Below are 25,011 nucleotides of genomic sequence, written 5' to 3'. Positions count from 1 at the left end.
AGACGGAAAACAAATGGTGGTACTGAGAACGTTAATCCTGCTACTGCTGTTGCCTTGGCCGGTCACTGCTGCTTGGTATAAAGGTGAGGGTTCTGCGCCGATTATCAATGGTAATGCTGATTATGCCAAAGAACAGGCGGCCCGAGCCGCACTGAGAGATGCCATTCTGCAGGCTGGTGCTTCAGTGTCTCTGCTCAGTGAAGTGGATGAAGGCAGTCTCAATGGCAATACCTTTCAAGTGCGTGCCAATGGTCATGTTACCCAGATACAGAAGTTGGAAGAATACAGCAAGGATGATCGCGTTACGGTAACTTTACGTGCCGATATCTGGAATGACAACGCGTTATGTGAAAACCAACATCTCACCAGCAAGTCAATCATTATGGCGCCGCTGATCCTCACGGATCGTAATTATGCCGGGTATGGCGGGCTTAGTGACTTGCCGCAGGAAGTGTCCCAACGGTTGTTTGCTGAGTTTGATCAAGCCAAAGCCGATTTCCTAGCGAAAAGTCTGTTACAACACCCCTTAGCTATCAATCCAGATCGCATGTCAGCCCAAGATCAGCAACAACTGCAGTATCTGTCTGAGCAATCGCGGGCTCAGTATGTTGTTATGGGGCGGATTACTGACCTTGCTGTAGGCAAAGTAGATGGGGGGACTCAGTCATGACAAACTGGTGCGCGAATTTGGTATCAGCATGTATTTGATTGACGGTATTTCTGGGCTGACCATCATGAAAAAAGACTACCACACCCGCACTTACTGGCCTTTCCCCATCACCAAAAGGTCTTGCCCGCCAGCGAACAGCTATGGCAGTCAGATTACGGATTAGAAGTTACCCGATTGCTGAAAACCACGGTTGAAGACATGAGTGAGTTACTCAAATGTGCTCATCCTAAGGCCAGGATTTTGCGTGTCGGCAGCAACACATTAGAAGTCGCCATGGGCGGCCGCCAGGGGTGAAAATAGGGGATCTGTTCAAGCTGCAATATCAGTACAACTACATTGATGAGCAAGGCGTTAAGTACGCTAATTTCAGTGATGAACGGGTAGAGTTTGAAGTGGTAAAAGTTTATCCCGATCACAGCCAGTTGGTGCCGCTCAATAACGATATGCCATTCGGTATCCAAATTCGTGATGTTGTACAACTAGATAATTTCTGGAACTGAAAAACTATGAATATCAGTAGTTTTATCCCTTCTTGGTTCAACAGTACTTCTTCATCTGCGGCGACCACGACAGTATCGACTGACAGTGTTGATCTGTCTTCTGGACTGGACTCAATGTTCGGCCAGGTGATTGAAAACGCATTGGAAAAAGTCTCAGGAGAAGGGAATACCACAGCAGTAACCGCTAGCAGTGACAGTATGAGTTTGCTGGGGGCGGGGCTGGCTGATGGTTTACTGACATCGTTCTACCAATCAAAAATCAGTAACAGCCTGACACCAGCACCGGAGCAGGCGGTTGCGGCAAACACTACAGCGACTCCCGCAAACGCAGGTGTTACGGTCGGCACCGTAAAAACCAGCGACACCAATGATGATGGCGTATTAAAGCCATTTGCCGATGGTCAGCAGCTCAGTTTCAGCGACATTGTAGATGTCGTGAATCCACTGCAACATATTCCGCTCATTAACTACTATTACCGCGACCTGACCGGTGATGAAATAGGCTTTGTGCCTCAGCTCGTTGGCAGCACCATCTATGGCGGTACATTAGGCGCTATTGGTTCTTTGGTGGAAATGGGCGCTTCTAGTCTACTTGGCGAATCCCCTGTCAAATATGCACTCAGTGCTGTCTCTAGTGACTCAGATAGCTAATCAAGCAGCTTAATCTTGGCCTCAGGTCTATCAGGGGGCCATTCCGATGCAGTTGATGTATTCATCTTCATGTTTGCATGAGTAAATCGTTCAGAGATGGTGTCTGTTGGTTATTCGCTACAGGCGCTGCTTGTGGGGTTATTGAAATTCGAGGCGGCCAATTTCAGGTGGGTCCTTAGAGCGCGCAGATTGGTAAGTGGTTATTAATAGTTGCTGATGGTCATTAGTTAACTTGACATATAATAAGTATTACTTATCATCTTATCCCTAGTTTTATCAATGTAATCATCTCTGGGACTCGCATCATGCCGCAACAAAGTATTGGCTATCTAATGGTAGATATCATGCGTTTGCTACGCCGGGAGTTTCAGCAACGTTCAGAGTTAAGTTGTTTGACTCTAGCGCAGGCACGTGCCCTAAAGTGTGTCTCTATGAATGAGGGGATCCGCCAAGTTGAATTGGCTGAGATCTTGGAAATCAAGCCAATGACACTGGTGAGGGTTATCGATCAGTTAGTTGCCGCAGGTTTTTTGACCCGACAACGTGATCCTGCCGATCGCCGGGCACATTTAATCCATACCACGCCAGAGGCTAAACCTGTACAAGACAAGGTAATGCAAGCCTCTCAGGAGGTGTGGGAGCGTGCTCTGACGGGCTTATCGGAAGCGCAAATAGACAATTTCATGCTGGTTTTGCAATCCGTCCACAATAATTTATCAAAAGAATAATTAGGTATATTTATGTCCGCGGCAGACTCTACTCTCCAAGAAAATCCTCGTTCTGGTCGTAAGCTCAAACGCATTGTATTGCTATTTGTGGTTCCCGCATTGTTAATCATCAGCGCCTTAGCCATGTACTTGCATGGCGGGCGTTATGTGGAAACAGATAATGCTTATGTAAAAGCGGATAAAACATTGATAAGCAGTGAAATAGCAGGAAAAGTGATTAAGGTTTTGGTACGCGACAATCAACAGGTGAAGGCCGGTCAGTTACTGTTTCAACTTGACCCTAAACCGTATCAGATTGCGCTAGCGGAAGCGGAGGCTAACCTTAGTGATACCGTTAATTTACTGAAAGTGCTTAAAGCCAATGTGCAAACCAAACTGGCAAGTATTGCATTAGCCAAAAACCAATATCAGTACCTGCTGCGAGAGCAGCAACGCCAACAGAATTTGTTGAAGCAGCATTACATCTCGGATTCTGACTATGATGCTGCTAGACAGGATACCGAGCAGGAAAAACTACAGATTGAATCGCTGTATACGGAGTTAAAACTCGCGGCAGAAGGACTGGGTGGCGATGTGAATGCGCCAATAGAGCAGAATGCCAAGTATAAGAAAGCGCAAGCGTCCTTGGACAAAGCGCGCAATGATCTACAACACATAGATGTTTATGCGCCGTCTAGCGGTATTGTGACTAACGTATTGGAAAAAGGGGAATATGTGAATCCTGGCAGCAGCGCCATGATGCTGGTCGCCGATGATAATTTGTGGGTAGAAGCGAACTACACAGAAAAGGAACTGACCTATGTTCGCATTGGCCAGAATGTTGAAATTAATGTGGACTATCAACCCGATTACACTTGGCATGGCACTGTAAGCAGTCTCAGCCCGGCGACTGGCTCCGAGTTTTCAGTGATCCCGGCGCAGAATGCTACCGGTAACTGGGTGAAAATTAGTCAACGTTTGCCTATCCGTATTCATATTGAACCGCTGCCCGGTGCACCTAAATTAAGAGCCGGTCTCAGCGCTGTCGTTACTATTGATACGCAACATCAGCGCCATTTGGCCTTCTGATCCAAGCATTGGGTGCAATACTGATGGAAAACCCGGGCGTAAATCGCGGTCTAGTGACCTTATCCGTAATGCTTGCCACCATTATGCAGGCGCTTGATACCACTATCGCCAATGTGGCGCTGCCGCATATGCAAGGCGCGATGGGCGCAACCCAGGATCAGGTTTCCTGGGTGCTAACTTCCTATATCGTGGCGGCAGCAATCGCCATGCCCATGACGGGCTTTATCTCTGCCCGCATCGGCCGCAAAAATCTGTTTTTGTGGTCTGTGGTCGGATTTACTATCACTTCAGCTTTATGTGGTGCGGCACAAACGCTAGATCAGATAGTGATTTTCCGTTTGTTACAGGGAATATTTGGTGCCAGTCTGGTGCCGCTATCACAAGCGGTTTTATTGGATACCTATCCCACCGAACAGCATGGCTCTGCTATGGCAATGTGGGGCGTGGGCGTTATGGTGGGGCCGATTCTTGGGCCGTCTTTAGGTGGCTGGCTCACGGAATACTATAACTGGCGCTGGGTGTTTTATATCAATATCCCATTTGGTGTACTCGCTTGGTTAGGCATCGCTGCCTTTGTGAAAGAAACGCCATTAGATCCCAAACGTAAGTTTGACCTGTTTGGTTTTACGTTATTGGCCGTAGCAATTGGTAGCCTGCAACTGTTTCTTGATCGCGGTGAATCACAAAACTGGTTTGCCAGCATGGAGATTGTGGTAGAAGCCGCGTTGGCTGCGCTAACCATGTATATGTTTTTAGTGCACATGTTTACTGCTAAACATCCGTTTCTCGAACCGCAGATGTTCCGCGATCGTAACTTTGTCATCGGGTTACTGTTTATCTTTATTATTGGGATAGTCTTGTTAGCCACCATGGCATTATTGCCGCCCTATTTACAAAATCTGATGGGATACCCGGTAATTGATGTGGGGTTGCTACTGACTCCGCGAGGTTTTGGCACCATGGCGGGGATGATGTTGGTTGGGAAACTGGCGAATAAAGTAGATCTGCGCTACCTGATTGTGGTCGGCTTGTTGTTAATGATCTTGTCACTATGGCAAATGACCTGTTTTTCTGTAGAGGTGAGCCGTTGGGAGATTATTTACTCTGGCGTCATTCAGGGTTTTGGTATGGGGCTGGTCTTTGTGCCTTTGTCGACCATCAGTTTTTCAACGCTGGCTCCGCAGTACCGTAACGAAGGAACAGCCTTATACAGTCTGATACGTAATATTGGCAGCAGCATCGGTATTTCAGCGGTTACCACTTATTTGTCACAACGGGTGCAGATCAATCATGCGGCCTTTGCTGATTACATTACGCCATTTAACAAAGCGTTGCAGGAAGCAGTGCATGCCGGTGCTGTCAATATCACGACCACCAGCGGTTTGGTTAAGCTCAACAGTGATGTGACGTTTCAGGCTTCGGTGCTTGGCTACTTGCAAGATTTTCGCATCATGATGTTGCTGTGTGTGTTGATGCTGTTAATGATGGTGTTATTGAAGAAACCCAAAAAGCGAGCGCCGATCATTATTGAGCGCAAATCCTGAGGAAGGTCAGGGCAACCAGTGTGGCGTCAGCAGCTCAGCGGACTATGTAACGCATAACATAGTTTTCCGCCACAATATCGGGCATGGCAAGTGAGAAGAGACATGGCGTCAATGTTGTTTGAAATCCAGTTACTGCCGGATTATCCATACGAATGCTTGCAGGACACGGCTGCCCGGCCGGATAATTTGTCCCATTAAACATGAGCCCATTCTGGTAGTTTTATGGCACAGATATCCTTACAAGTGACCGACGATGGTTCCCACACATTATTTAATTCCGAGTTAAACGAAACCTACCATTCACACAGAGGTGCGATTGCTGAGTCTCGTTATGTCTTTATTGCCGCCGGGTTTGATGCGGCAATAGAGACGTTTAGCGAAGTGTCTATTTTTGAAGTAGGTTTTGGTACGGGTTTAAATGCCTTGCTGACATTAGGGCATTTTCAGCAACTTAATCAGCAACGGCAGGCTGACAATAAACCGTTGTTAACCGTGCGTTATGTCAGTGTTGAACCCTATCCATTAGCGCAGGACTTGCTCCATCACCTTAACTATAAGCAGTTGCTTGCACCATCTTATGCCCCGTTGTTTGACATGCTGCATGCTGCGCCTTGGGAACAGGCCAGTGAGTTGTTGCCTGGATTCTGGCTGACTAAATGTCACACGCGGTTGGAGCAAATTGCTTTATCTCCCCAGCAATTCAATCTGATCTATTTTGATGCCTTTGCTCCGAATAAACAGCCGGATGTTTGGCGTCAGGAGAATTTGGCGAAATGCTACCAACTGTTACAAGCTCAAGGATTGCTGGTGTCCTACTGTGCCAATGGCCAGTTTAAGCGCGATCTAAAAGCCGTTGGCTTTACGGTAAAAGCTTATCCTGGCGCGCTGGGCAAACGCGAGATGACGCGGGCGTGGCGTTGTTAGTTATTTGGGGGAGGTGACAGGAGCGAACCCTCAGAATGTGGTTGCATATTTTATTGTTTTTGGTGCGGTATATACGGATAAAACTTCCGATCCGCTCCTGTCATGACGGTTTACCACAAGCTCATCGTTGAGTTGGGTTGAATAAAAACGGCAGAGATAATCGGTAAAATCTATAATTCTTATTTTTATTAATGAGTTAGTCATCGTTGGGGGCGATATCGTAACTCTCACTTCTTAACTCTGCCTAAACCTGACTTATCATGGCGTTGCCCGATAAGTGACACAGGTTGACCCTGTGTGAATAAAAAACGACAAGAGTGAACCTAGAATTCGCGCATTATTTTTGTTATTTGCACATTTCTATCGTTGGGGGCGATAACAAATATTTTTTGTTCAGCCCACTCAGGTCGAAACCTTGGCAGACTGCGTCCTTGCAGTGCCACCAGTTAAATCCTGTAACTGGTATCGAATAAAAATGACAAGAATGAACCTAGAAAAGCGCAAAATTTGGGGAGCACACTTTTTCTATCGTTGGGGGCGATAACTGTTACTAGTTCAGTTCAAACTTGTCGAAACCGTTAGTTAAAATATTTGGCTTTCAGCTGCGACATCATGGACGATAAACCATAAATCCATGAGGTCGAGGGTTGGGTCCGTTGCTCACTTTGACGCACCCACATATACAAGGTTTTTGTCGGGAGTCCATATTGACGGGCAACATCAAATAGCAACCGCCCATGATGGGTGACTTCGATGATTGCCTGATGCCGAATGGTATCTGTCATTTCCATCTTCACCTCCAGAATTACCTCGTTATACTGCTGAAACCGCTATTCTATATCCCACTGGCTAACGCCAAGATGTTTATAGCTTTGCCAGTGTGCCCGACAGCTTTGGACAAAGTGATAAATGATTTTCATCGTTACCTCCTGCTGTGTCGGAATACTACTTTCTATATATGTAAGAACTGTGCCAATTTTTTTAATTTTTTTCTATTTTAAAATCATGTAGATATTAAATTTATGCAAAAAAATGAAAATTTGCACTAGTACCATGAATGTGCGTGATGCACCTATTTGGTGCGTGATATCCCAGCAGTGGTCGGTCTGAAAATGACAGAAACATGCGCGATGACTAACTGAATCGAGCCTGAATAAGCCGTGAATTATACAGTCCAGCATTCTCTGAGTCGTTGTCTTGCCGATATATGGTTATATACTGATGTCATTATTTTCACGGTGAGACAAAGGAGAACCCACCATGAACAAGGTTATGATGCCAATCACTTCTGCTGCACTGATGATGTTTCTGGCGGCTGGTTGTACAACTGTTAATCCTTATACCAACGAACAACAGACATCTAAGGCTACGAGTGGCGCTCTTATTGGCGCGGCGGCAGGGGCACTGGTTGGTGTTGCGACTTCCAGCAAGCATGACCGAGGCAAAGGCGCGTTGATTGGTGCAGCGTCTGGTGCCGCAGTTGGCGGCGGAGTTGGTTACTACATGGATGTGCAGGAAGCTAAGCTGCGTCAGCAGTTATCTGCATCAGGCGTTAGTGTGACCCGTTCTGGGGACAGTATTATCCTGAACATGCCAAATGAGATTACCTTCCAAGTCGATAAAACAGACTTGAGCGGTGGTGCTATGCAGGTGTTGGACAGTGTGGCACTGGTTGCCAAAGAATATCCTAAGACACAACTGAATATTATTGGTTATACCGACAGTACCGGGTCTGAATCTTATAATTTGCGTTTGTCTCAGGTTCGGGCTTCTTCGGTCGGTAGTTATTTGATCCAGAAAGGGGTTGCGGGTCAGCGCGTGGTTACTCAGGGTGCGGGTGAAAGCAATCCTATCGCCAGTAACAGCAGTGCCGCCGGAAGAGCACAAAACCGCCGGGTGGAAATTGTGTTAAGCCCATTAGCCCAATAATCAGTAGTTATTCTGCTCAGGCCGCATTTGCGGCCTTTTTTATGGTCAAAATGTCACCATTGATAACTTTCTTGGTTTACTTCTGTGAGTAGTACCACGTAACGACTTTGGTCCTATCCGGTGTTGCGTCGAGTTCTGCTGAAGTGACGGCGGTCTATGAAAACCGGAGAAACAACATGTTAAAGAGGATTTGCATGGCGGTGCTGTTATTGCCTTTAATGTCTCACGCCGCAGAGGTGCAGTTTCGGGCGGCGGGGAGCCTGAAAGCGGCAATGACAGATATTATCGAACAATATCAAACGATAAACGGTGTAAAGGTACAGGCGCAATTTGCGCCATCTGGGTTGTTGCGACAACGTATCGAAAATGGTGAGCAGGTTGCTGTATTTGCTTCGGCCAATATGAAACATCCAGAAGTGTTATCTCAGGCAGGTAAAGGCGGCCCAGTGGTAATGTTTGCTCGCAATCAGTTGTGTGCGCTGGCTCAGCCTGATGTTAAGTTAACCTCCAGCAACCTGTTGGACATGATGCTAAGGCCGGACGTCCGCCTAGGCACCTCGACTCCGAAAGCTGATCCGGCAGGTGATTACGCTTTTAAAGTCTTTGAGCGTGCAGAGGTTCTACGTCCTGGCAGTCAGGCTTTGCTATCGTCTAAAGCGTTACAGTTAACGGGTGGGCCACAAAGTGCTAAGGCACCGCAAGGACAAAATCCCTATGCCTGGGTGATGAGTCAGCAACAAGCGGATATCTTTTTAACCTATTGTACCAATGCGGTGTTGGCTAAAAAGCAGGTACCAAGGTTGCAGATTATCAATCTGCCAGCAGAATTGGCGGTAGGCGCCAATTACGGCATGTTGGTATTGGATAAGCAGCAGGTAGAGGCTTGGCAATTAGTGTTATTTATTTTATCGCCACAAGCCCAGGCGATTCTGGCTACTTATGGCTTTGAGGCGCCATTGGCATTGTAACGTTCAGGTTCTGGGACGCTGACTTTTTAGCGTCTCAGCAATAGTGAGACATAAGGGCATACCACTTTTCTTTAGTACTCAAAGGTTTGTTTACACGGTGCAGTATATTGATTGCGAACGCTGATGCTTACCCCAATTCACTGACTAGGCTGTTTTAGGGTTAACTTTTGTTGCTTCAGTATGAATAATCATGGCTCTATTGTTATCGGTAAGCGCTACCGAGTGTTTGATAAAGTGGTTATTGAGGTCTGTTGAGCGAGTTTTGTAAGGTGACTTGTGCTAACGATTGGTTCAATTAGCGATTGTCGCATCGGCGAAGGGATTAGCTTGCTAACTTGCTAAGGGACGGAAGGATTAACTGGCTTCGTCGAAGCGAGCATTGATCAGATTACAGATGGCTTCCATGGCGGGTTCTGCATCTGGGCCATCGGCGACCAGACGGATTTTTTGCCCATCCCCGTTTCTAACATCAGTAACCCTAGAACACTCGCGGCAGAAGCCTGTTTTTGACCTTGGATCAGGATGATATTGGCATCAAACGCGTTAGCAAGCACCGCCAGTTTGGTGGCAGCTCTGGCATGTAATCCCAGCTTGTTGAGAATGGTAATTTCCCGCTCAATTTTTGCCATGTTCAAGCTCCCGATGGCGTGCTTGAACTTTATGTTTACTGTTACTGAAGCGTTTAGCAAGTTGTTCCGCCACATAAACTGAACGATGCTGGCCGCCAGTACAGCCAATGGCCACCGTAAGATAACTGCGATTGTTACGCTCTAGATGTGGTAGCCAGGTATCCAGCAGGTTTTCTATTTGCCAGATAAATTTGTTGACTAGAGGCTGTCGATTGAGAAACTCTCGCACCGGCTCATCTAGCCCGGTAAGCGGCCTTAGTTGCGGTTCCCAGTGAGGATTTGGTAAGAAGCGCGCGTCAAATACAAAATCGGCCTCGGCAGGTAACCCATGCTTGAATCCAAAGGACTCAAAGTTAATCACCAGCTCTTTGGTCGCGCTACCCAGCAGAATTTCTCTGACGGTGTCACTCAGTTCATAGATATTCATGGTGGAAGTATCTATGTAGTGATCCATCAGTTGTGACAAAGGTGCCAGCAGTTCACCTTCCTGCTCAATCGCGTCTTTCAGCGAAATTTTACTTTTGGATAGCGGGTGTAAACGGCGGGTCTCACTGTAACGTTTTAATAGTACCTTGTCTGAGGCATTCAGAAAAAACTAATGACTTCTGTGCCCTGCGGTAGCCTACCTAGCTGGCCTTCGAGCACTTTTTCCTGGTTGGGCATGTTGCGCACATCAACACTGATGGCCACCAGCTCATTACTGCCCCGAAGATTTTCCAGTAAGTTGCCAATCATTGGCAAGGGCAGGTTGTCGACACAGTAATAGCCCATGTCTTCCAGTACTCGTAATGCTACAGATTTTCCTGAGCCAGAGCGGCCGGAGACTATGGCCAGTTTCATCCGGTGATCACCTGATACAGTTCTTCTTTGGTAGTCGCTTTGCGCAGTTGTTTAAGGATCTGTTTATCACTGAGTTTTTCAGCCATAGCAGACAAGGTGCTCAGATGTTGCTGGCATTGATCCGCTGGTACTATCAGGGCGAATAGAATATCCACCGGTTGGTTATCGATTGCATCGAAGGCAATTGGCTCATCGCATTTCACTAGCACCGCTATCGGCTCGGTGATATCCGGCATGCGGCCATGCGGAATGGCTATACCGTTGCCAATACCGGTACTTCCCATTTTTCTCTGGCCAATAGGCTCTCAAAAATGGCTTGGGACGACAGATTGTGATACTGGGCCGCGGCGAGTTCGCTGATGAGCTCCAATACCTTTTTCTTGCTGCCGGGTGTGGCGCAGACGGTACACTCCGGCCGCAGGACGGTACTAAGTTCCATCATGAGTATTTTGTCAGCTTTTCTTTGTATTTAATGACCTGACGATCCAATTTATCAATCAGTGCGTCAATGGCTGCGTACATGTCGGTGTGTTCTGCTGTGCCGTGCACTTCACCACCGTTCAGATGTAACTTGGCTTCAACTCTTTGTATGGCTTTTTCAACATTAAGTACGACATGCACATTATTGATCTGTTCGAAATGGCGTTCAAGTTTTGCAAATTTACTCTCCACGTAGCTACGCAACGAGTCGGTGATCTCAATGTGATGGCCTGCCAGGTTGATTTGCATAGGGGTGTCCTCCATAGGGGTACTGTGGAATTACAAACTCTTACGCTGATTTGACGGTGGGATCATCATGGCCTCGCGATATTTTGCGATAGTGCGCCTTGCTACGTTGATCCCCTGTTCCGCCAGCAACTGTGCCATTTTGCTGTCGCTGAGCGGTTTTTTCTGATTTTCTGCTGCTACTAACTTCTTGATAAATGCTCGGATTGCGGTAGAAGAACACTCACCGCCGTCATCGGTGCCCACATGGCTGGAAAAGAAGTATTTCAGTTCAAAAATGCCGCGTGGGGTATGCATATATTTTTGCGTAGTCACTCGGGAAATGGTGGACTCATGCATATCTACTGCTTCAGCGATGTCGTTGAGTACCATGGGTTTCATGGCTTCTTCACCATATTCAAAGAAGCCTTGTTGAAACTGCACGATGCAGTTAGCTACTTTCAACAGGGTATCATTGCGGCTTTCCAGGCTCTTGATAAACCATTTGGCTTCCTGCAAATGTCCGCGGATAAACTGGCTGTCAGACTGACTGCGAACACTGCGCGCCATGGCGGCATATTGCTGATTAATACTTAGCTTGGGCATACAGTCTGGGTTGAGTTCTACAACCCAGCGGCCATTCTTTTTCCAGACGCTGACATCTGGGATCACATACTCTTCGTCCTGTGGCTGTACGAGCAGCCCGGGGCGAGGATTGAGTGTCTGGATCAGGGCAATGGCGTCCCTGAGTTCTTCTTCTTTAAGGCGGGTTTTGCGCATCAAGGTGCGGTAATCTTTTGCCGCAATCAGATCAAGGTGGTGCTCCAGCAACATAATGGCATTACCCAGATGCGGGGTGTCATCACTGAACTGGGATAACTGGATCAGCAAGCATTCGCGCAGATCTCTGGCCGCCACTCCTACTGGGTCAAAGTGCTGGATGCGTTTCAGGACGGCTTCTACTTCGTCCAGCTCGATTTCCTGATTCCCCATCGCTTCCAGAATCTCTTCTGTGGTTTGGGTCAGATAGCCTTGATCGTCAATCGCTTCAATAATGGCGGTGGCAATGGCTGCATCGGTTTCTGAAAAGGGGTGAGGTTTTTTGCCATTCCAGATGTTCGTGCAATCCTTCCGAGGTTTCTCCTTGGAAAGGTGTGTCGTCATCGCGAATGGGCCCCGCTGAACTGGCTGGGGCGGCAGTAAAAACTTCGTCCCAGGTGGTATCCATTGGCAGTTCTTCCGGCAGCGCTTGACTGGTTAACGCCTCAGAGGTTTCAACGGTTGAGCTGTCTTCTTGCTGAGCGCTGGGTGTCGGCATTTCAAGCGCGTCATCCACGTCATTGTCTTCGTCGGTTAGCTGGTTGTCTTCATTGACTTCCAAGAGAGGATTGGCTTCCAGTGCCTGTTGGATCTCTTGTTGTAACTCCAGCGACGACAACTGTAGCAAGCGTATGGCCTGCTGCAGTTGTGGTGTCATGGTCAGCTGTTGACCCAGCTTTAACTGGAGTGACGTTTTCATGTTACCGCTTACCCCTATACATCCTATCGTGTAATAAAAAGCTCAGTAATTACAGCTAATAATAATTGAAATTGTATGCCCCAAAGTGGTTACTATAGCTTGAATTGCTCACCCAAGTACACTGCGCGGACCTGTTGATTATCAAGGATTTCAGCAGGAGTTCCTTCTGCAATCAATTGACCGTGACTCACGATGTAGGCGCGCTCACACACATCAAGCGTTTCACGCACGTTATGGTCAGTGATAAGTACACCTAGCCCTCGAGAGCGCAATTGTTCAATGATTTTTTTGATATCGATAACCGATATTGGATCAACCCCGGCGAAGGGTTCATCCAGCAAAATAAACTTTGGATCGGCGGCTAATGCTCTGGCAATTTCCACTCGGCGTCTTTCGCCGCCCGATAGTGACATCCCAAAACTGTCGCGGATGTGAGTGATATGGAACTCTTCAAGTAATTGTTCTAGCTGTTCTTCGCGGCCATCACGATCCAGATCTTTGCGGATCTGTAACACCGCCATGATGTTGTCTCGCACCGTGAGTTTGCGGAAAATACTGGCTTCCTGAGGTAAATAACCTATCCCTTTGCGGGCACGTAAGTGCATGGGATCCAGAGTCAACTCATCATTATCGATGAAGATCCGACCTTTATCGCTTTGAATGAGCCCAACCACCATGTAGAAAGTGGTGGTTTTGCCGCGCCGTTGGGGCCGAGCAAACCGACAATCTGTCCGGTCTTCACCGACAGACTGACGTCTTTCACGACCATTCTTTTTTTATAGCTTTTAGCGAGATTCTGGGCGGTCAGGGTATTGCTCATTGTTGCTCCTGCTTGGGTTCCTTTTTGGTCTCTTGCTGGTAATTTTCCGGCTGAATTACCGTGGTAACCCGATCTTCTCCCTGACCACTGCTGGTCGCTTGCAGTTGCTGGTTTTCCAGATCATAAATGATTTTTTCTGCGGTTGAGAGGCTGCCATCTTGCTCTACTCTGGCTTTACCGATAAGTGTCAGAATGCGCTTGTTGATGTTGTAGTGGATCTCGTTAGCGCTGGCATTGGCAATGCGGCCATCTTCTAATTTCTGGCGAAAGGTTGCTGGTGAACCTTTGGCTATCAACACGCGTTCACCGTCTTTATCGGTACCGGATGCGTTAAGTTCCTGGGCGGTAAGTTTCATCGAACCCTGTGTGACAATCACGTGTCCGCTATACACTACCTGCTTGTTTTTGATGTCGGCATCTTGAGAGTCAGCAGAGATCTTGACCTGCTGCAATAGGTCTTTATCTACTGCGGCCGCAGACAGACTGGCGAGACACAAGAGTGCACCGAAAAAAGCTTATTTGGTTTCATAGGTTCCTTTTACCTGACTAAGCAACTTTACCTGCTGAGCATTGAGGTCGGCGTATAGTCCAAGACCTGTAATATCAAAATCCTGCCCCTTGACCAGTATATTTTTGTCAGAGGTCATAATCATCTTGTTCAGATCCAGTTCTAGATAACTGGTGCTGATGGATTGTATGGGTTCTGTCGGGCTGATGGCGTCAATAATAACATTATTTTGCAGAACCACTTTGTTGCTGTGTTTGTCTAGCAGCCCTTGTTGTGCCGTCATGCGCCATTCTGTCTGGCCTTTATCGGGAAAAATCCAGTACACCGGGTCGCTAAAAACAGTACGATCATCCTGTTCGTAATGTTCCATGTGTTTGGCAGACACCTTGCTGGAAATCATGCCGTTTTCGTCGTAACTGACGCTGTGCAAATCATCAGCAATATAATCGGGCTGCACCACACCTGGCAGTCGTTGGTCGGCATCGGCGTTACGTTTATTCTGAACTTGCCAGTACAAGATCAGGGCGGCGGTAAAAAATGCAATGATTGCCAGCGTAACTCTGTTCATATACTCATGCCGTGTGCGGAATCGATTTTATCTTGGCTCAATAGTAGTAGATCAGCCAGTTCCCGCAGTGCGCCGTGACCACCACCAAGGTAAGTTACCAGATGTGCCAGTTGCCTCACTCTAGGGTGTCCGTCCGCAACACAGACGCTGAGTCCCACACGCTGCATCACGGGAAGATCCACCATATCATCCCCAATATAGGCTACCTGTCGTGGCTGTAACTGATAGTGTTGCAACAACCACTCAAAAGGGGCTAATTTGTTGTCAATTCCCTGAAATATATGGGGTATTCCCAATGCCGTCATACGCGTTTCCACAATCTGCGATTTGCGCCCAGTAATAACCGCAACCTGGATATTGGCGCTTAGCAAGGCTTTTATGCCATAACCATCGCGGGTATGGAATGCTTTGAGCTCTTCACCATGGTTTCCCAGATAGATGCGGCCATCGGAAAATACACCATCTACGTCGCAGATCAGTAACTGGATCTGGCTGGCCGCTTGCCATACTGGGTCTGCCACTGGTCCATAGAAACCGTCACGACTCATTACATGACTCCTGCATTGACCATATCCAGCATATTGAGGGCGCCTACCGGATGATTTTCAGCATCGACGACTATCAGCCCATTGATGCTGCGATCATCCATGACTTTCAGCGCTTCTGCCGCAAGAATATTGGCTTTAACCGTAATGCAGTTACGTGTCATTACCTCGGCAATACGGGTGGTTCGCAGATTGACATCGGCATCGATAACCCGTCGCAAATCGCCATCAGTGAAAATCCCTACCAGCTTGTTACTGGCGTCCACCACTGCGGTCATGCCAAGGCCTTTTTGGAGATTTCATACAGGGCATCGGTAATGCAGATATCATGATGTACCAGCGGAATATCCTGATCTTTGTGCATTAGATTATCGACTTTGAGCAACAGTTTACGGCCCAGTGCGCCACCTGGATGAGACAGGGCAAAATCGTCTTTGGTAAAGCCTTTGGCTTGCAGCAGCGCAATTGCAATGGCGTCACCCATCACCAAAGTTGCGGTAGTGCTGGATGTTGGTGCTAATCCCAGTGGACAGGCTTCTTCTGGGACTTTGATGCACAGGTGTAACTGTGCCAGTTTTGCCATAGTGGATTCAGGATTGCCCGTCATGCTGATCACCGGGATCCCTTGGCGTTTAATCACGGGCATTAATGTCAAAATTTCGTGAGATTCGCCGGAGTTGGAGATTGCCAGCACAATATCATTATGACTGATTACGCCAAGGTCTCCGTGGCTGGCTTCGCCGGGATGTACAAAGAAAGCCGGGGTGCCGGTACTGGCCAGTGTTGCGGAGATCTTATTGCCGATGTGGCCTGACTTGCCCATGCCCATTACGATGATTTTACCACTACAGCGGTAAATCATTTCGCAAGCTTCGGCAAACTCGGGAGAATCTACATACTGGTATAAATTGTCCAAAGCTTGCATTTCGATATCAATGACTTTGCGTCCCCAATTGCGCATCTGCTTTGCATCTGTCATGTCTTTCTCTCTTCCATCTGTTTGACGCTTACAACTGCGGCTCAAACAGGCTAACCTGGTAGCATATAAAGGCGAGCAATAAGGCGACGCCGTGCCACCGTTTAAGTGATTTATGTTTTCTGCCACTGAGCAGAACTAATACTGCCAATGCCGTGCTGGTTGCTAGTACCATGTAAAAATCTCGGCTGGCAGCGGCAGCATCTACCGCGCCCGGGGCAATCAATCCTGGGATTGCCAATACTGCTAAGATATTGAACAGGTTAGAGCCAACAATATTCCCTATTGCTAAATCGTCTTCTCGCCGCAGTATCCCCATAATACAGGCAGCTAACTCGGGTAAACTGGTACCCACAGCAATAATTGTTAGGCCGATCACTAGGTCTGACAGCCCGAAATACTGCGCGATACCCACAGCACCCGCCACCATCCAGTTAGCCGATAACGGCAGCAGCGTGATACCTACGATAATCCAGAACAATGCTTGCCAGGTAGCCACATCGTGCGGAATATCATGCTCGGTTTCATCAGCAAGACGATCCTTGGAACGGTTAGCGATGGCGTGCCCGATGAGGTATCCCATGAATCCAATAAACAGCACTAACAGGCCAATGGCTTCGGCCCGATTGAACTGCTGATCGTGCAAACAATAGCCAGCTACTAGCGTGGCAACCAGCATCAGTGGAATTTCCCGGAACAGGGTTTGGGAACTGACACGGATTGCGCCAAACAATGCAGTAATGCCGAGAATTAGCGAAATATTTGCAACATTGGAACCCAGAACATTACCTATTGCCGTATCTGGGTGGCCAGACAACGAGGCGGTAGCCGCCACAAACATCTCAGGTGCGGAACTCCCCATTGCGACAATCGTCAAACCAATCAACAATGGTGGAAGCCCCAGATTTCTGGCTAAAGCGCTTGATCCATATATAAATTTGTCAGCACTCCAGACCAGAAACAGCAAACCGGCCAAAAGCAAAAATATATTAAATAACATTGCACAATCGGTTTTCCCGGATTCTGCCGAGCATTGTCGCTGTATTTACCGCAAATTGAAAGGGTATAGCGCCCAACTCGGGATGCCTGTTGTGCCGGATAACCCGATTGCGTACAATTTATCGCTTATTGTTCACGGTCTGCCGTTCACCGGCAGCTGTTCAGTAACGGTTCAGATTGGCGTAACTAACATGATGTACAGCTACGATGTTTCAGGGGCGAAATGGTTAGCCAGGCGTAGTTGCTAGCAATCTGCATCTCCCCGCTAACTTAGGGTTACGCTTGCGATGGGATCGGTGATGAATCCCATTTATCTTTAATAGGAATATGAGAACTGGAATCAAACATGAGCCAAACCCAGACCGGATTGGTCGAAGTGAAGAATCTCAGTTTCAGCAGAGGCTCACGGGTACTCTATGACAAGATCAGCCTGAGCATTCCCAAAGGTAAGGTCACTGCCATTATGGGGCCGAGTGGGATTGGGAAAACGACCCTGCTGAAATTAATCGGTGGACAATTAGTCCCCGATAGCGGCGAAGTGCTGTTTGAGGGAAAGAATATCCATCAGCTCAAACGTAATGAGCTGTTTGAAGTGCGTAAACGCATGAGCATGTTATTCCAGAGCGGCGCATTGTTTACCGATATGAATGTGTTTGATAACACAGCGTTTGCTCTGCGTGAACACTCAGGTTTACCGGAAGCAATTATCCGCCGAATTGTGTTGATGAAACTGGAAGCTGTTGGCTTACGGGGTGCTGCGTCTTTGATGCCAAGCGAACTTTCTGGCGGGATGCAGCGGCGAGCGGCATTAGCGCGAGCTATTGCCCTTGAGCCAGAAATGGTGATGTATGATGAACCCTTTACTGGCCAAGATCCTATCTCCATGGGCGTGTTGGTGAAGCTGATCCGTGAATTGTCAGATGCCTTATCGTTGACATCCATTGTGGTTTCGCATGATGTCAGTGAAGTGTTAAGCATCGCTCATTACGTCTATATCATTGCTGACAAACGCATTATTGCCGAGGGCACACCAGATCAGCTACGAAATGCCGACAATCCACAACTGCGGCAGTTCCTAGACGGTGCGCCAGATGGCCCGGTACCGTTCCATTATCCGGCCATGGATTATCAGAAGGAGTTATTGGGTGCGTCTGACTGATTCTATTGCTGATCTCGGGCGTGATGCGCTGGGGTTGGTTGCTGGCTTGGGAAAAGCCGGTTTAATGTTATGGGGCGCTTTGGTGCAGTTGCCAAGGTTCCGTAAAGGTACGCCACTGTTGGTGAAGCAGATCTATGTGGTGGGTGTACAGTCAATGGTGATCATTCTGGTTTCCGGCCTGTTTATCGGCATGGTGCTGGCATTGCAGGGATACACCATCTTAGTCGATTTTGGTACTGAGCAGAGTCTTGGGCCTTTGGTCGCATTAAGTCTGCTTCGCGAACTCGGGCCCGTTGTGACCGCGTTGTTATTTGCGGGCCGCGCTGGTTCCGCACTTACTGCGGAACTGGGGTTGATGAAGAGTACCGAACAGCTATCGAGCTTAGAGATGATGGCCGTCGATCCGTTGCGGCAGGTCATTGCGCCACGTTTTTGGCAGGCTTTATCAGCATGCCCTTGCTGGCGCTGATGTTTACCGCTGTCGGTATCTATGGTGGATATCTGGTCGGCGTAGAGTGGAAGGGCATTGATAACGGGGCGTTCTGGTCAATCCTGCAAGCAGCAGTGGAATGGCGCCAAGATATTGTAAATTGCCTGATCAAGAGTTTTGTCTTCTCCTGGGTGGTAACTTGGATTGCGTTGTATCGTGGCTATCATCTGGTGCCCAATCCAGAAGGTATCAGCCGGGCAACAACTCAGACCGTAGTGCAATCAAGCCTGGCGGTTCTGGCACTGGACTTTTTGCTGACAGCCTTGATGTTCGGCAACTAATGGATAATGACTGTTTAACTTTGGTAACTGATTATGTTGACAAGAAAAATTGAATTCTTGGTGGGTATGTTTCTGGTGGCTGGACTGGCTGCATTTCTGGTGCTGGTCTACAAAGTTGCCAATGTCGAGGTACGTTCATCCAGTGATACCTACACGCTGACTGCTGAATTCAGCAACATTGGCGGCCTTAAAGTACGTTCTCCGGTGAAAGTCGGTGGCGTGGTGGTGGGCCGGGTCAGTGGTATTGCATTGGATCCGAAGAAAATGGAGCCAGTCGTTACGCTGACAATGGACAAAAATTACGACAAATTCCCGGAAACCAGCAGTTTGTCAGTATTGACCTCTGGTCTGCTGGGTGAGCAGTTCTTGGGATTAACGCCAGGGTTTGTCGATGATGACGTGGCAATTTTGAAAGATGGTGATCGGATTTACGATACTCATTCTGCTCTGGTACTGGAAGATCTTATCGGCCAGTTCCTGTATAGCGCGGGTTCAAAGGATAAAAAGTAAGGAGTCCCTTATGTTGAAAAAATTACTGAGTGTGGTGGCTAGCATCTGTTTGCTGCTGCCAGGAATGTCACAGGCTACGACTACGACAAAAGATTACAAAGACCCTTATGTCATGATTAAAGATGTGGCGGATCAAACATTTGCTCGTTTCAAACAGGATCAGGACAAGATTAATGCGCAGCCTGACTATTTGAAAACCATCGTCACTGAAGAACTGATGCCTTATGTTGACACCCGTTACGCTGCTTATAAGGTGCTTGGCCCTTATTTGCAGGAAACTACAAAAGAGCAACGTGATGATTTTGTCAGTGCTTTTACCGGTTATCTGGTGGCAACCTATGCTCAGGCTTTTACCGCATACACCAACCAGAAACTGCAATTTGATCCAGCGAGCGATTTTTCCAGTGACAGCATCGTCGATGTCGGCGTACAGATCATTGATAATGACCGTCCTCCCATCAAATTGGACTTCAAGGTGCGCCGTCTTAAAGATGATACCTGGAAAGCATTCGATATGGTGGCTGAAGGCGTAAGTCTGCTGAGTTCTAAACAGTCTGAAGTGACCGCTATGGTGCGTCAGAAAGGGATTGATGCCGTGATTGCGATGTTGCAAGACAAGGGCAATACCCATATCGACTTCAATGCCCCTAAAGGTAAGGATGCTCTGTGATAGAATTCAAGCAACTGGGTGACCGCTGCCAGTTGGTGGGGCGGCTGAGCCAGGATGATGTCAAACAGTTATGGGGGCAACGCACTCAACTGGTTGCGGCTGGCACTCGAACCTTGGATCTGCATGGGCTGGAATACAGTGACAGTGCCGGTATCGCTTTTCTGATGGAGTTGCTGAGTCAGCATCCAGCAGAATTGCACTTGAGCGCACCGTCAACCCAAGTTAAACGTTTGATAGACCTGTATGATTTGCAGGGATTTTTTACAGAATAAGCAACGCCTGACAAGGTATATTCGCTGATGGATACACAAGAGATCGAAACTGTTTTACGCAACGCACTCGCCCTTGCCGAAGTTTATGTCACGGTGGAAGGGACTCACTTCAAAATTGTTGCCGTTGGCGATTGCTTTGACGGGATGAGTAAAATTAAGCAACAGCAAGCTATTTATGCACCACTGATGGATCGGATTACCAGCGGTGAACTGCATGCCCTCAGTATCAAGACTTTTACCCCTGCACAGTGGCAGCGTGAAAAGATCTTCAATATGCCAGTGTAGAGAATCGATGTGGATAAATTAACTATTCAAGCAAGCGGCCCGCTTGCGGGTAATGTTGTTATTTCTGGCTCCAAGAACGCTGCTTTGCCTATCCTGATGGCCGGGGTACTGACTGACGAACCCGTCATTCTGTCCAATGTGCCAAGTCTCAGGGATGTGTCCACCAGTTGTAAGTTGCTGCGTTGTCTGGGTGCTGAAGTGGCAGAATTGCCCAATGGCGTGGTCCATATCAATGCCAAAGACATCAACGAGTTTTGTGCTCCTTATGATCTGGTAAAAACCATGCGTGCCTCCATTTTGGTGCTAGGGCCGCTGTTGGCGCGTTATGGAACCGCCGATGTGTCCTTGCCTGGCGGTTGTGCTATCGGGGCCAGACCAGTCAACCTGCATCTGCACGGCTTAGAGCTGATGGGCGCACATATTGAGGTACAAGAAGGGTACGTTAAAGCCAGAATCGATGGTCGCCTTAAAGGGGCGCATATCTTCATGGATATGGTCAGCGTTGGGGCAACTGAGAACCTACTGATGGCCGCCGCGCTGGCGGATGGCGAAACCATTATTGAAAACGCTGCTAGGGAACCGGAAGTGGTAGATCTGGCAAATTGCCTGATTGCAATGGGCGCGCGGATTGATGGCGCGGGTACTGCCACCGTCCGTATTCAAGGCGTGGAAAAACTGCATGGTTGTCACTATCGGGTGATGCCGGATCGCATTGAAACGGGCTCATTCCTGGTGGCGGCCGCCGTTACTCGTGGACGTATTCGTTGCTTGGATGCAGATCCCGCATCACTGGAAGCGGTCTTGGTAAAATTGCAGGAAGCGGGCGCTGAGATCACCGTGGGAAGTGACTGGATTGAATTGAATATGAAAGGTCAGCGTCCACGGGCAGTCAGTTTAAAAACCATGCCTTATCCTGGATTTCCCACAGATATGCAGGCACAGTTTTGCGTGCTCAATGCCTTAGCCGATGGCACTGGCACCATTACGGAAACCATCTTTGAAAACCGCTTTATGCATGTGCCTGAGCTAAACCGCATGGGTGCCAGCATGGAGCTGGAAGGTAATACCTGTATTATTCACGGACGTGAAACACTCAATGGTGCACAGGTCATGGCAACTGATCTGCGTGCATCTGCCAGCTTGGTTATCGCCGGGTTAGTGGCAGAGGGCACCACAGTGGTGGACCGAATCTATCACCTAGATCGCGGTTATGAGCACATTGAAGATAAATTCAGTGGCCTTGGTGGCAGCGTACAGCGTATCTCCTGAGCGCTCATTTAAGGAACACCGTTAAGTAGCGGTGTTCCTTGTCACTTAACTATCGGCCAGTATTATCTGATTTCTCCCGGCCATTTTGGCTTTCGCCAGTGCTTCATCGGCTTTGTCTAGCCAGCGGTCATAACCGTTACACTCCCCATCCAACGGGCAGATCCCCGCACTGATGCTAAATGTCAGTTGTTCTCCATTAAATAGCAATGGTGTCTGCGCCAGGCTGAACTGTAACCGTGCCACCAATTGTGATGCCTGCATGGCATCGCTGTGGTGCAATAACAGCGCAAAAGCATTAGCCCCATAGCGGCAAGCCATATCGGTATTACGCAGGTTACGGCTAATAAGATGTGCCAGATGTTGAATGGCTCTGTCACCCGCAATGTGTCCATGTTGGTCATTAATCGCTTTCAAGTGATCGATATCGACCAGTAACAGTGAGGTGGGTTCCTGATAACGGCTGAAGCGGGCAAACTCCTGTTGCACTAGCTCTTGCCAATGGCGCCGATTAAATAGCTGTGTCAGTTCATCGCGCTGGTTCAACTGTTGCAATTGCTCGTTGGCAGCGACAAGTTGCAGTTTATTGATGGCGATATCGGTAACATCATAGATGATCATGCTGATGTGGCTGGTGCCGCTGAGTGAACTCAATGGCAGCAGTGTGATGTTCTGATACATGAACTCAGCGCGACCAGTAATGGGACGGTAGTTATTGAATTTAAAGATATAAGGCCGTTGTTCCCAACTGATGAAGACGTTATTTTTTAATAAAAAACCTGCTCCATTTTTTGCCGCAGCCAATCGGCAGGAAGTTCTGGAAAACGTTGAAACAGGTTATTACCTTTCAGCTCATTAGGAGAGATACCACTGTGGTTCTCCATAAAGCCATTCCACAACTGAATATTGAAATTGCGGTCGAGCACTACTAGGCCTACTTCTATGGTCTGAACCATATCAATCAGCCAGTGCAGTTCATTCATCGGGTCAGCATCGTGAGTCATCGCAGTATCCGTTTCAGTTCATCAGGTAACCGAGTTTGAAGTTCATCGTTGGTAACGAGTCTTCGGTAAACAGCAGTAACAGATCGCACTGCACATTATGGCCTTCGATACGGTAGTTGATCTCCATTGCCAGCGTCCGCTTCCAACGTCCAGAATTATCGTGGATCAGGTCGTTGACCGTGCAATGGCGGCCAAGAACTACCGGATGCGATTGGCTGAAGTTCATGTCTAACTGTTCGGAGATGCCATTCAGAAATGCCCCTATCAAGACATTACCGGTATCAATCAATACTTCAATTTCGGTGTTGGTACTGTCAGGGTTTGCCATGCCCATCAGTTGTGCCATATCGGCGAAACTAGAGTCATGAAAAATCAACAGCGCTTCACCGGCGATACCCGCACCAATAAAGCCCTGACACAATGCAGAAACTTTAGCGCTGCTTTCTGTGGCTTTCAGGGCCATTGTCAGTTCGCTGACCTCTAACACATTGACGTTAGGAATTGGCAGCAGCACAAACACGTCCAGTAATTTGGCCAACAGATCTGCCGCCCGTCCCATGGCAACGTTGGCGACTTCCTGACAGGCGTCGCGCAGATCGACTTCAAGCAGTGGGCTATCGTCAACGGTTGGCGTATCAGCCATTGCCAGTGTCAGAATGCCATACTCTTCCAAAATATTGGTGATGGCATCTGCACTGACGGGTTTCTGGATGAAATCCAGCGCCCCCAAGGCTTTCACCCGCTGATGTGCTTGCAATTGAATATCGCCAGACACCACGATAATCATTGCCGGTAAATCTTGCTGCTGTACTGTATGCAGAACTTCGTAACCGTCCATTACGGGCATGTTCAAGTCGAGAAAGACAATTTCGCCCTTGCCCGCTCGAATAGCTTCTAGTCCTTCTACACCGTTGGTGGCATAAGTGATTTCGACGTCCCACTCCTTGGGCAGGGTACGCGCCATTTGCTTGCGTGCTAGCGCAGAGTCATCACATATCAGTACGGGAATGGTCATTCAGCGGCTCTCCGTGTTGTGTCCGGGAAAAACAGCGGCTTAATTATAGACTGCCAAAGGCATCTCAGTAGGCTCCGGTTAAGGAGACACTGCTTTCGTGGCATTTTCGTCAGTAGTGGCGACAACGCCACTGCCCATCTGATTTATCAGATGTAAACATACATCATAGGCCGTAGATTGGGTCGAATTTAATGCTAGCAGCCGTTGCCGGGAATGATAGCCCGGGTGGCTGTCATACACTTGCTGGCGCTGAGACTGGGTTGCTAATGAGGCACTGTTAGCATCGGGCGACTGCAAATCTAGCACTGCTAATGGCAAATCTGCCAACAGTTTTGGCAGTTGCGCGTTTGCGGCAACTTCCTCGGCATACGGGTTGATCAATACCAGTAGGTCAGGAGCCATTATATTGTTGTTTTTTAGTAAGTTAAGCACCAATGCTGCCGACGAACCGGCGGCAATCAGCAGTTTTTTACCGGCAAAGGCTTGGGCTGATGTTTGCAGCTGGGTTAACGCCTGCTGCAGATAAGCCTGCTGAGTTTGTTGCAGTTGCTGCCAAGCGTCATCGCTGCGCTTGCGGGTGCCGTTATTGCCACTATCTTGCACCTTGCCATCGCCGGCTTTGCTGATTTCGCTGGCCTCAGTGGTGAAATTGGGTTCCGCAGGTTGTGGTGGTGGCGTGAAGCTAATCGTGGTCCAGCCCAGCAGATTCAGTTGTTGTCGTAGATACTCCAGCAACCCTGGTGACATGGCATTCTCACCTGGTGCTGGAATGAAGATGGCACTGCCACGGTGTATGCGATACTGCCATTCGCGGGTCAGCACAGTGACTGGCTTACCCTCAATTTGTATCTGACTCGTCTGTTGTTCAGCGTCAGAGGTTGGTGTTGCCAGCACGGTAGTGGTGGTGAACAAGCCACAAGCAAACATCGATGGCAGCAGTACTCGGATAAACTTCAGCAACACAATAT

The 25,011-nt window shown here is 48.3% G+C and carries 24 protein-coding genes and 8 pseudogenes; 17 read left to right on the top strand and 15 right to left on the bottom strand.

All coding sequences use genetic code 11. From position 1 onward, the window contains the following. The first annotated feature begins 13 nt into the window (after positions 1 to 13). The 8 genes from KHX94_RS06260 to mnmC2 all read left to right on the top strand — a co-directional run bounded on the left by KHX94_RS06260 (position 14) and on the right by mnmC2 (position 6,085). Positions 14 to 670 (top strand): flagellar assembly protein T N-terminal domain-containing protein, encoded by a 657-nt coding sequence (locus KHX94_RS06260; RefSeq protein WP_213682784.1) that lies wholly within the window; start codon positions 14 to 16, stop codon positions 668 to 670. Further along, positions 651 to 833, top strand: a complete 183-nt coding sequence (locus tag KHX94_RS21030) for a flagella assembly protein FlgT middle domain-containing protein (protein ID WP_213682783.1) — start codon at positions 651 to 653, stop codon at positions 831 to 833. The genes KHX94_RS06260 and KHX94_RS21030 overlap by 20 nt, the downstream gene beginning before the upstream one ends. Before the next feature lie 97 nt (positions 834 to 930). Then, positions 931 to 1,170, top strand: coding sequence for a FlgT C-terminal domain-containing protein (locus tag KHX94_RS06250; protein ID WP_280529649.1), 240 nt, complete (start codon positions 931 to 933; stop codon positions 1,168 to 1,170). A 6-nt stretch (positions 1,171 to 1,176) separates the two neighbouring features. Further along, entirely contained in the window at positions 1,177 to 1,821 is a 645-nt protein-coding gene (locus KHX94_RS06245; protein ID WP_213682781.1) for a hypothetical protein, read from the top strand. 305 nt (positions 1,822 to 2,126) lie between these two features. Further along, on the top strand, positions 2,127 to 2,549 hold the full coding sequence (locus tag KHX94_RS06240; RefSeq protein ID WP_213682780.1) for a MarR family winged helix-turn-helix transcriptional regulator: 423 nt from the start codon (positions 2,127 to 2,129) through the stop codon (positions 2,547 to 2,549). 12 nt (positions 2,550 to 2,561) lie between these two features. Next, positions 2,562 to 3,617, top strand: a complete 1,056-nt coding sequence (locus tag KHX94_RS06235) for an HlyD family secretion protein (RefSeq protein ID WP_213682779.1) — start codon at positions 2,562 to 2,564, stop codon at positions 3,615 to 3,617. Positions 3,618 to 3,640: 23 nt separating this feature from the next. Then, on the top strand, positions 3,641 to 5,161 hold the full coding sequence (locus tag KHX94_RS06230) for a DHA2 family efflux MFS transporter permease subunit (RefSeq protein ID WP_244859354.1): 1,521 nt from the start codon (positions 3,641 to 3,643) through the stop codon (positions 5,159 to 5,161). Between the two features lie 222 nt (positions 5,162 to 5,383). After that, on the top strand, positions 5,384 to 6,085 hold the full coding sequence (gene mnmC2 / locus KHX94_RS06225; protein ID WP_213682778.1) for a tRNA (5-methylaminomethyl-2-thiouridine)(34)-methyltransferase MnmC2: 702 nt from the start codon (positions 5,384 to 5,386) through the stop codon (positions 6,083 to 6,085). Between the two features lie 578 nt (positions 6,086 to 6,663). On the opposite strand, the gene KHX94_RS06220 is transcribed toward mnmC2, so the two are convergent. Continuing rightward, positions 6,664 to 6,876 carry a transposase gene (locus tag KHX94_RS06220; protein ID WP_213682777.1) on the bottom strand — a complete coding sequence of 71 codons (213 nt, stop codon included), beginning with the start codon at positions 6,874 to 6,876 and terminating at the stop codon, positions 6,664 to 6,666. A 469-nt stretch (positions 6,877 to 7,345) separates the two neighbouring features. On the opposite strand from KHX94_RS06220, the gene KHX94_RS06215 reads away from it, so the two are divergent. After that, on the top strand, positions 7,346 to 8,014 hold the full coding sequence (locus KHX94_RS06215) for a YiaD family glycine zipper/OmpA-like lipoprotein (protein WP_213682776.1): 669 nt from the start codon (positions 7,346 to 7,348) through the stop codon (positions 8,012 to 8,014). A 176-nt stretch (positions 8,015 to 8,190) separates the two neighbouring features. Continuing rightward, the gene (locus KHX94_RS06210) at positions 8,191 to 8,982 is read left to right on the top strand and encodes a molybdate ABC transporter substrate-binding protein (RefSeq protein WP_213682775.1); all 792 of its coding nucleotides are present in this window, start codon (positions 8,191 to 8,193) and stop codon (positions 8,980 to 8,982) included. A gap of 354 nt (positions 8,983 to 9,336) precedes the next feature. Here KHX94_RS06210 and KHX94_RS06205 read toward each other — a convergent pair. The 11 genes and pseudogenes from KHX94_RS06205 to KHX94_RS06155 form a co-directional block, all read right to left on the bottom strand. After that, positions 9,337 to 9,611 (bottom strand): annotated as a pseudogene (locus KHX94_RS06205) (HPr family phosphocarrier protein). Next, positions 9,598 to 10,451: pseudogene (gene rapZ / locus KHX94_RS06200) on the bottom strand (RNase adapter RapZ). Before rapZ ends, KHX94_RS06205 begins: the two co-directional pseudogenes overlap by 14 nt. Continuing rightward, positions 10,448 to 10,890 (bottom strand): annotated as a pseudogene (ptsN, locus tag KHX94_RS06195) (PTS IIA-like nitrogen regulatory protein PtsN). The pseudogenes rapZ and ptsN overlap by 4 nt, the downstream one beginning before the upstream one ends. Further along, the gene (gene hpf, locus KHX94_RS06190) at positions 10,890 to 11,180 is read right to left on the bottom strand and encodes a ribosome hibernation promoting factor (RefSeq protein WP_212595339.1); all 291 of its coding nucleotides are present in this window, start codon (positions 11,178 to 11,180) and stop codon (positions 10,890 to 10,892) included. Before hpf ends, ptsN begins: the two are co-directional and overlap by 1 nt. Before the next feature lie 30 nt (positions 11,181 to 11,210). Beyond that, positions 11,211 to 12,675, bottom strand: a pseudogene (locus KHX94_RS06185) (RNA polymerase factor sigma-54). A 92-nt stretch (positions 12,676 to 12,767) separates the two neighbouring features. Then, positions 12,768 to 13,495: pseudogene (lptB, locus tag KHX94_RS06180) on the bottom strand (LPS export ABC transporter ATP-binding protein). Next, positions 13,492 to 13,992, bottom strand: coding sequence for a lipopolysaccharide transport periplasmic protein LptA (gene lptA, locus KHX94_RS06175; protein WP_213682774.1), 501 nt, complete (start codon positions 13,990 to 13,992; stop codon positions 13,492 to 13,494). Before lptA ends, lptB begins: the two are co-directional and overlap by 4 nt. An 18-nt stretch (positions 13,993 to 14,010) precedes the next feature. After that, positions 14,011 to 14,571, bottom strand: coding sequence for an LPS export ABC transporter periplasmic protein LptC (lptC, locus tag KHX94_RS06170; RefSeq protein ID WP_213682773.1), 561 nt, complete (start codon positions 14,569 to 14,571; stop codon positions 14,011 to 14,013). Further along, positions 14,568 to 15,119, bottom strand: a complete 552-nt coding sequence (gene kdsC / locus KHX94_RS06165) for a 3-deoxy-manno-octulosonate-8-phosphatase KdsC (RefSeq protein ID WP_213682772.1) — start codon at positions 15,117 to 15,119, stop codon at positions 14,568 to 14,570. The genes lptC and kdsC overlap by 4 nt, the downstream gene beginning before the upstream one ends. Then, a pseudogene (locus tag KHX94_RS06160) lies at positions 15,119 to 16,095 on the bottom strand (KpsF/GutQ family sugar-phosphate isomerase). The gene kdsC and the pseudogene KHX94_RS06160 overlap by 1 nt, the downstream one beginning before the upstream one ends. Before the next feature lie 28 nt (positions 16,096 to 16,123). Further along, positions 16,124 to 17,092, bottom strand: a complete 969-nt coding sequence (locus KHX94_RS06155; RefSeq protein WP_213682771.1) for a calcium/sodium antiporter — start codon at positions 17,090 to 17,092, stop codon at positions 16,124 to 16,126. Positions 17,093 to 17,437: 345 nt separating this feature from the next. Here KHX94_RS06155 and mlaF point away from each other — a divergent pair, with 345 nt between their 5' ends. The 7 genes and pseudogenes from mlaF (at position 17,438) to murA (ending at position 22,027) form a co-directional block, all read left to right on the top strand. Next, positions 17,438 to 18,250 carry a phospholipid ABC transporter ATP-binding protein MlaF gene (mlaF, locus tag KHX94_RS06150; RefSeq protein WP_213682770.1) on the top strand — a complete coding sequence of 271 codons (813 nt, stop codon included), beginning with the start codon at positions 17,438 to 17,440 and terminating at the stop codon, positions 18,248 to 18,250. After that, positions 18,183 to 19,021, top strand: a pseudogene (gene mlaE, locus KHX94_RS06145) (lipid asymmetry maintenance ABC transporter permease subunit MlaE). Before mlaF ends, mlaE begins: the two are co-directional and overlap by 68 nt. 33 nt (positions 19,022 to 19,054) lie before the next feature. Next, positions 19,055 to 19,531 (top strand): outer membrane lipid asymmetry maintenance protein MlaD, encoded by a 477-nt coding sequence (mlaD, locus tag KHX94_RS06140; RefSeq protein WP_213682769.1) that lies wholly within the window; start codon positions 19,055 to 19,057, stop codon positions 19,529 to 19,531. A 10-nt stretch (positions 19,532 to 19,541) separates the two neighbouring features. Next, on the top strand, positions 19,542 to 20,201 hold the full coding sequence (locus tag KHX94_RS06135; RefSeq protein WP_213682768.1) for an MlaC/ttg2D family ABC transporter substrate-binding protein: 660 nt from the start codon (positions 19,542 to 19,544) through the stop codon (positions 20,199 to 20,201). Beyond that, positions 20,198 to 20,473, top strand: a complete 276-nt coding sequence (locus KHX94_RS06130) for an STAS domain-containing protein (RefSeq protein ID WP_213682767.1) — start codon at positions 20,198 to 20,200, stop codon at positions 20,471 to 20,473. The genes KHX94_RS06135 and KHX94_RS06130 overlap by 4 nt, the downstream gene beginning before the upstream one ends. Positions 20,474 to 20,500: 27 nt before the next feature. Beyond that, a complete protein-coding gene (locus KHX94_RS06125) occupies positions 20,501 to 20,758 on the top strand; it encodes a BolA family protein (protein WP_213682766.1) in 258 nt (85 codons plus the stop codon). Between the two features lie 9 nt (positions 20,759 to 20,767). Beyond that, positions 20,768 to 22,027, top strand: coding sequence for a UDP-N-acetylglucosamine 1-carboxyvinyltransferase (gene murA / locus KHX94_RS06120; protein WP_213682765.1), 1,260 nt, complete (start codon positions 20,768 to 20,770; stop codon positions 22,025 to 22,027). Positions 22,028 to 22,072: 45 nt separating this feature from the next. Here the strand turns inward: murA and KHX94_RS06115 are convergent. The 3 genes and pseudogenes from KHX94_RS06115 to KHX94_RS06105 all read right to left on the bottom strand — a co-directional run bounded on the left by KHX94_RS06115 (position 22,073) and on the right by KHX94_RS06105 (position 25,003). Then, positions 22,073 to 23,028 (bottom strand): annotated as a pseudogene (locus KHX94_RS06115) (sensor domain-containing diguanylate cyclase). A 13-nt stretch (positions 23,029 to 23,041) separates the two neighbouring features. Further along, positions 23,042 to 24,043: a response regulator gene (locus tag KHX94_RS06110; RefSeq protein WP_213682764.1), complete on the bottom strand. Its 1,002-nt coding sequence runs from the start codon at positions 24,041 to 24,043 to the stop codon at positions 23,042 to 23,044. A gap of 78 nt (positions 24,044 to 24,121) precedes the next feature. Then, on the bottom strand, positions 24,122 to 25,003 hold the full coding sequence (locus KHX94_RS06105) for a DUF3530 family protein (protein WP_213682763.1): 882 nt from the start codon (positions 25,001 to 25,003) through the stop codon (positions 24,122 to 24,124). Positions 25,004 to 25,011: the final 8 nt, after the last annotated feature.

Source organism: Shewanella dokdonensis, from assembly GCF_018394335.1.
Lineage (GTDB): Bacteria > Pseudomonadota > Gammaproteobacteria > Enterobacterales > Shewanellaceae > Shewanella > Shewanella dokdonensis.
This window is presented reverse-complemented; position numbering and strand designations above follow the sequence as displayed.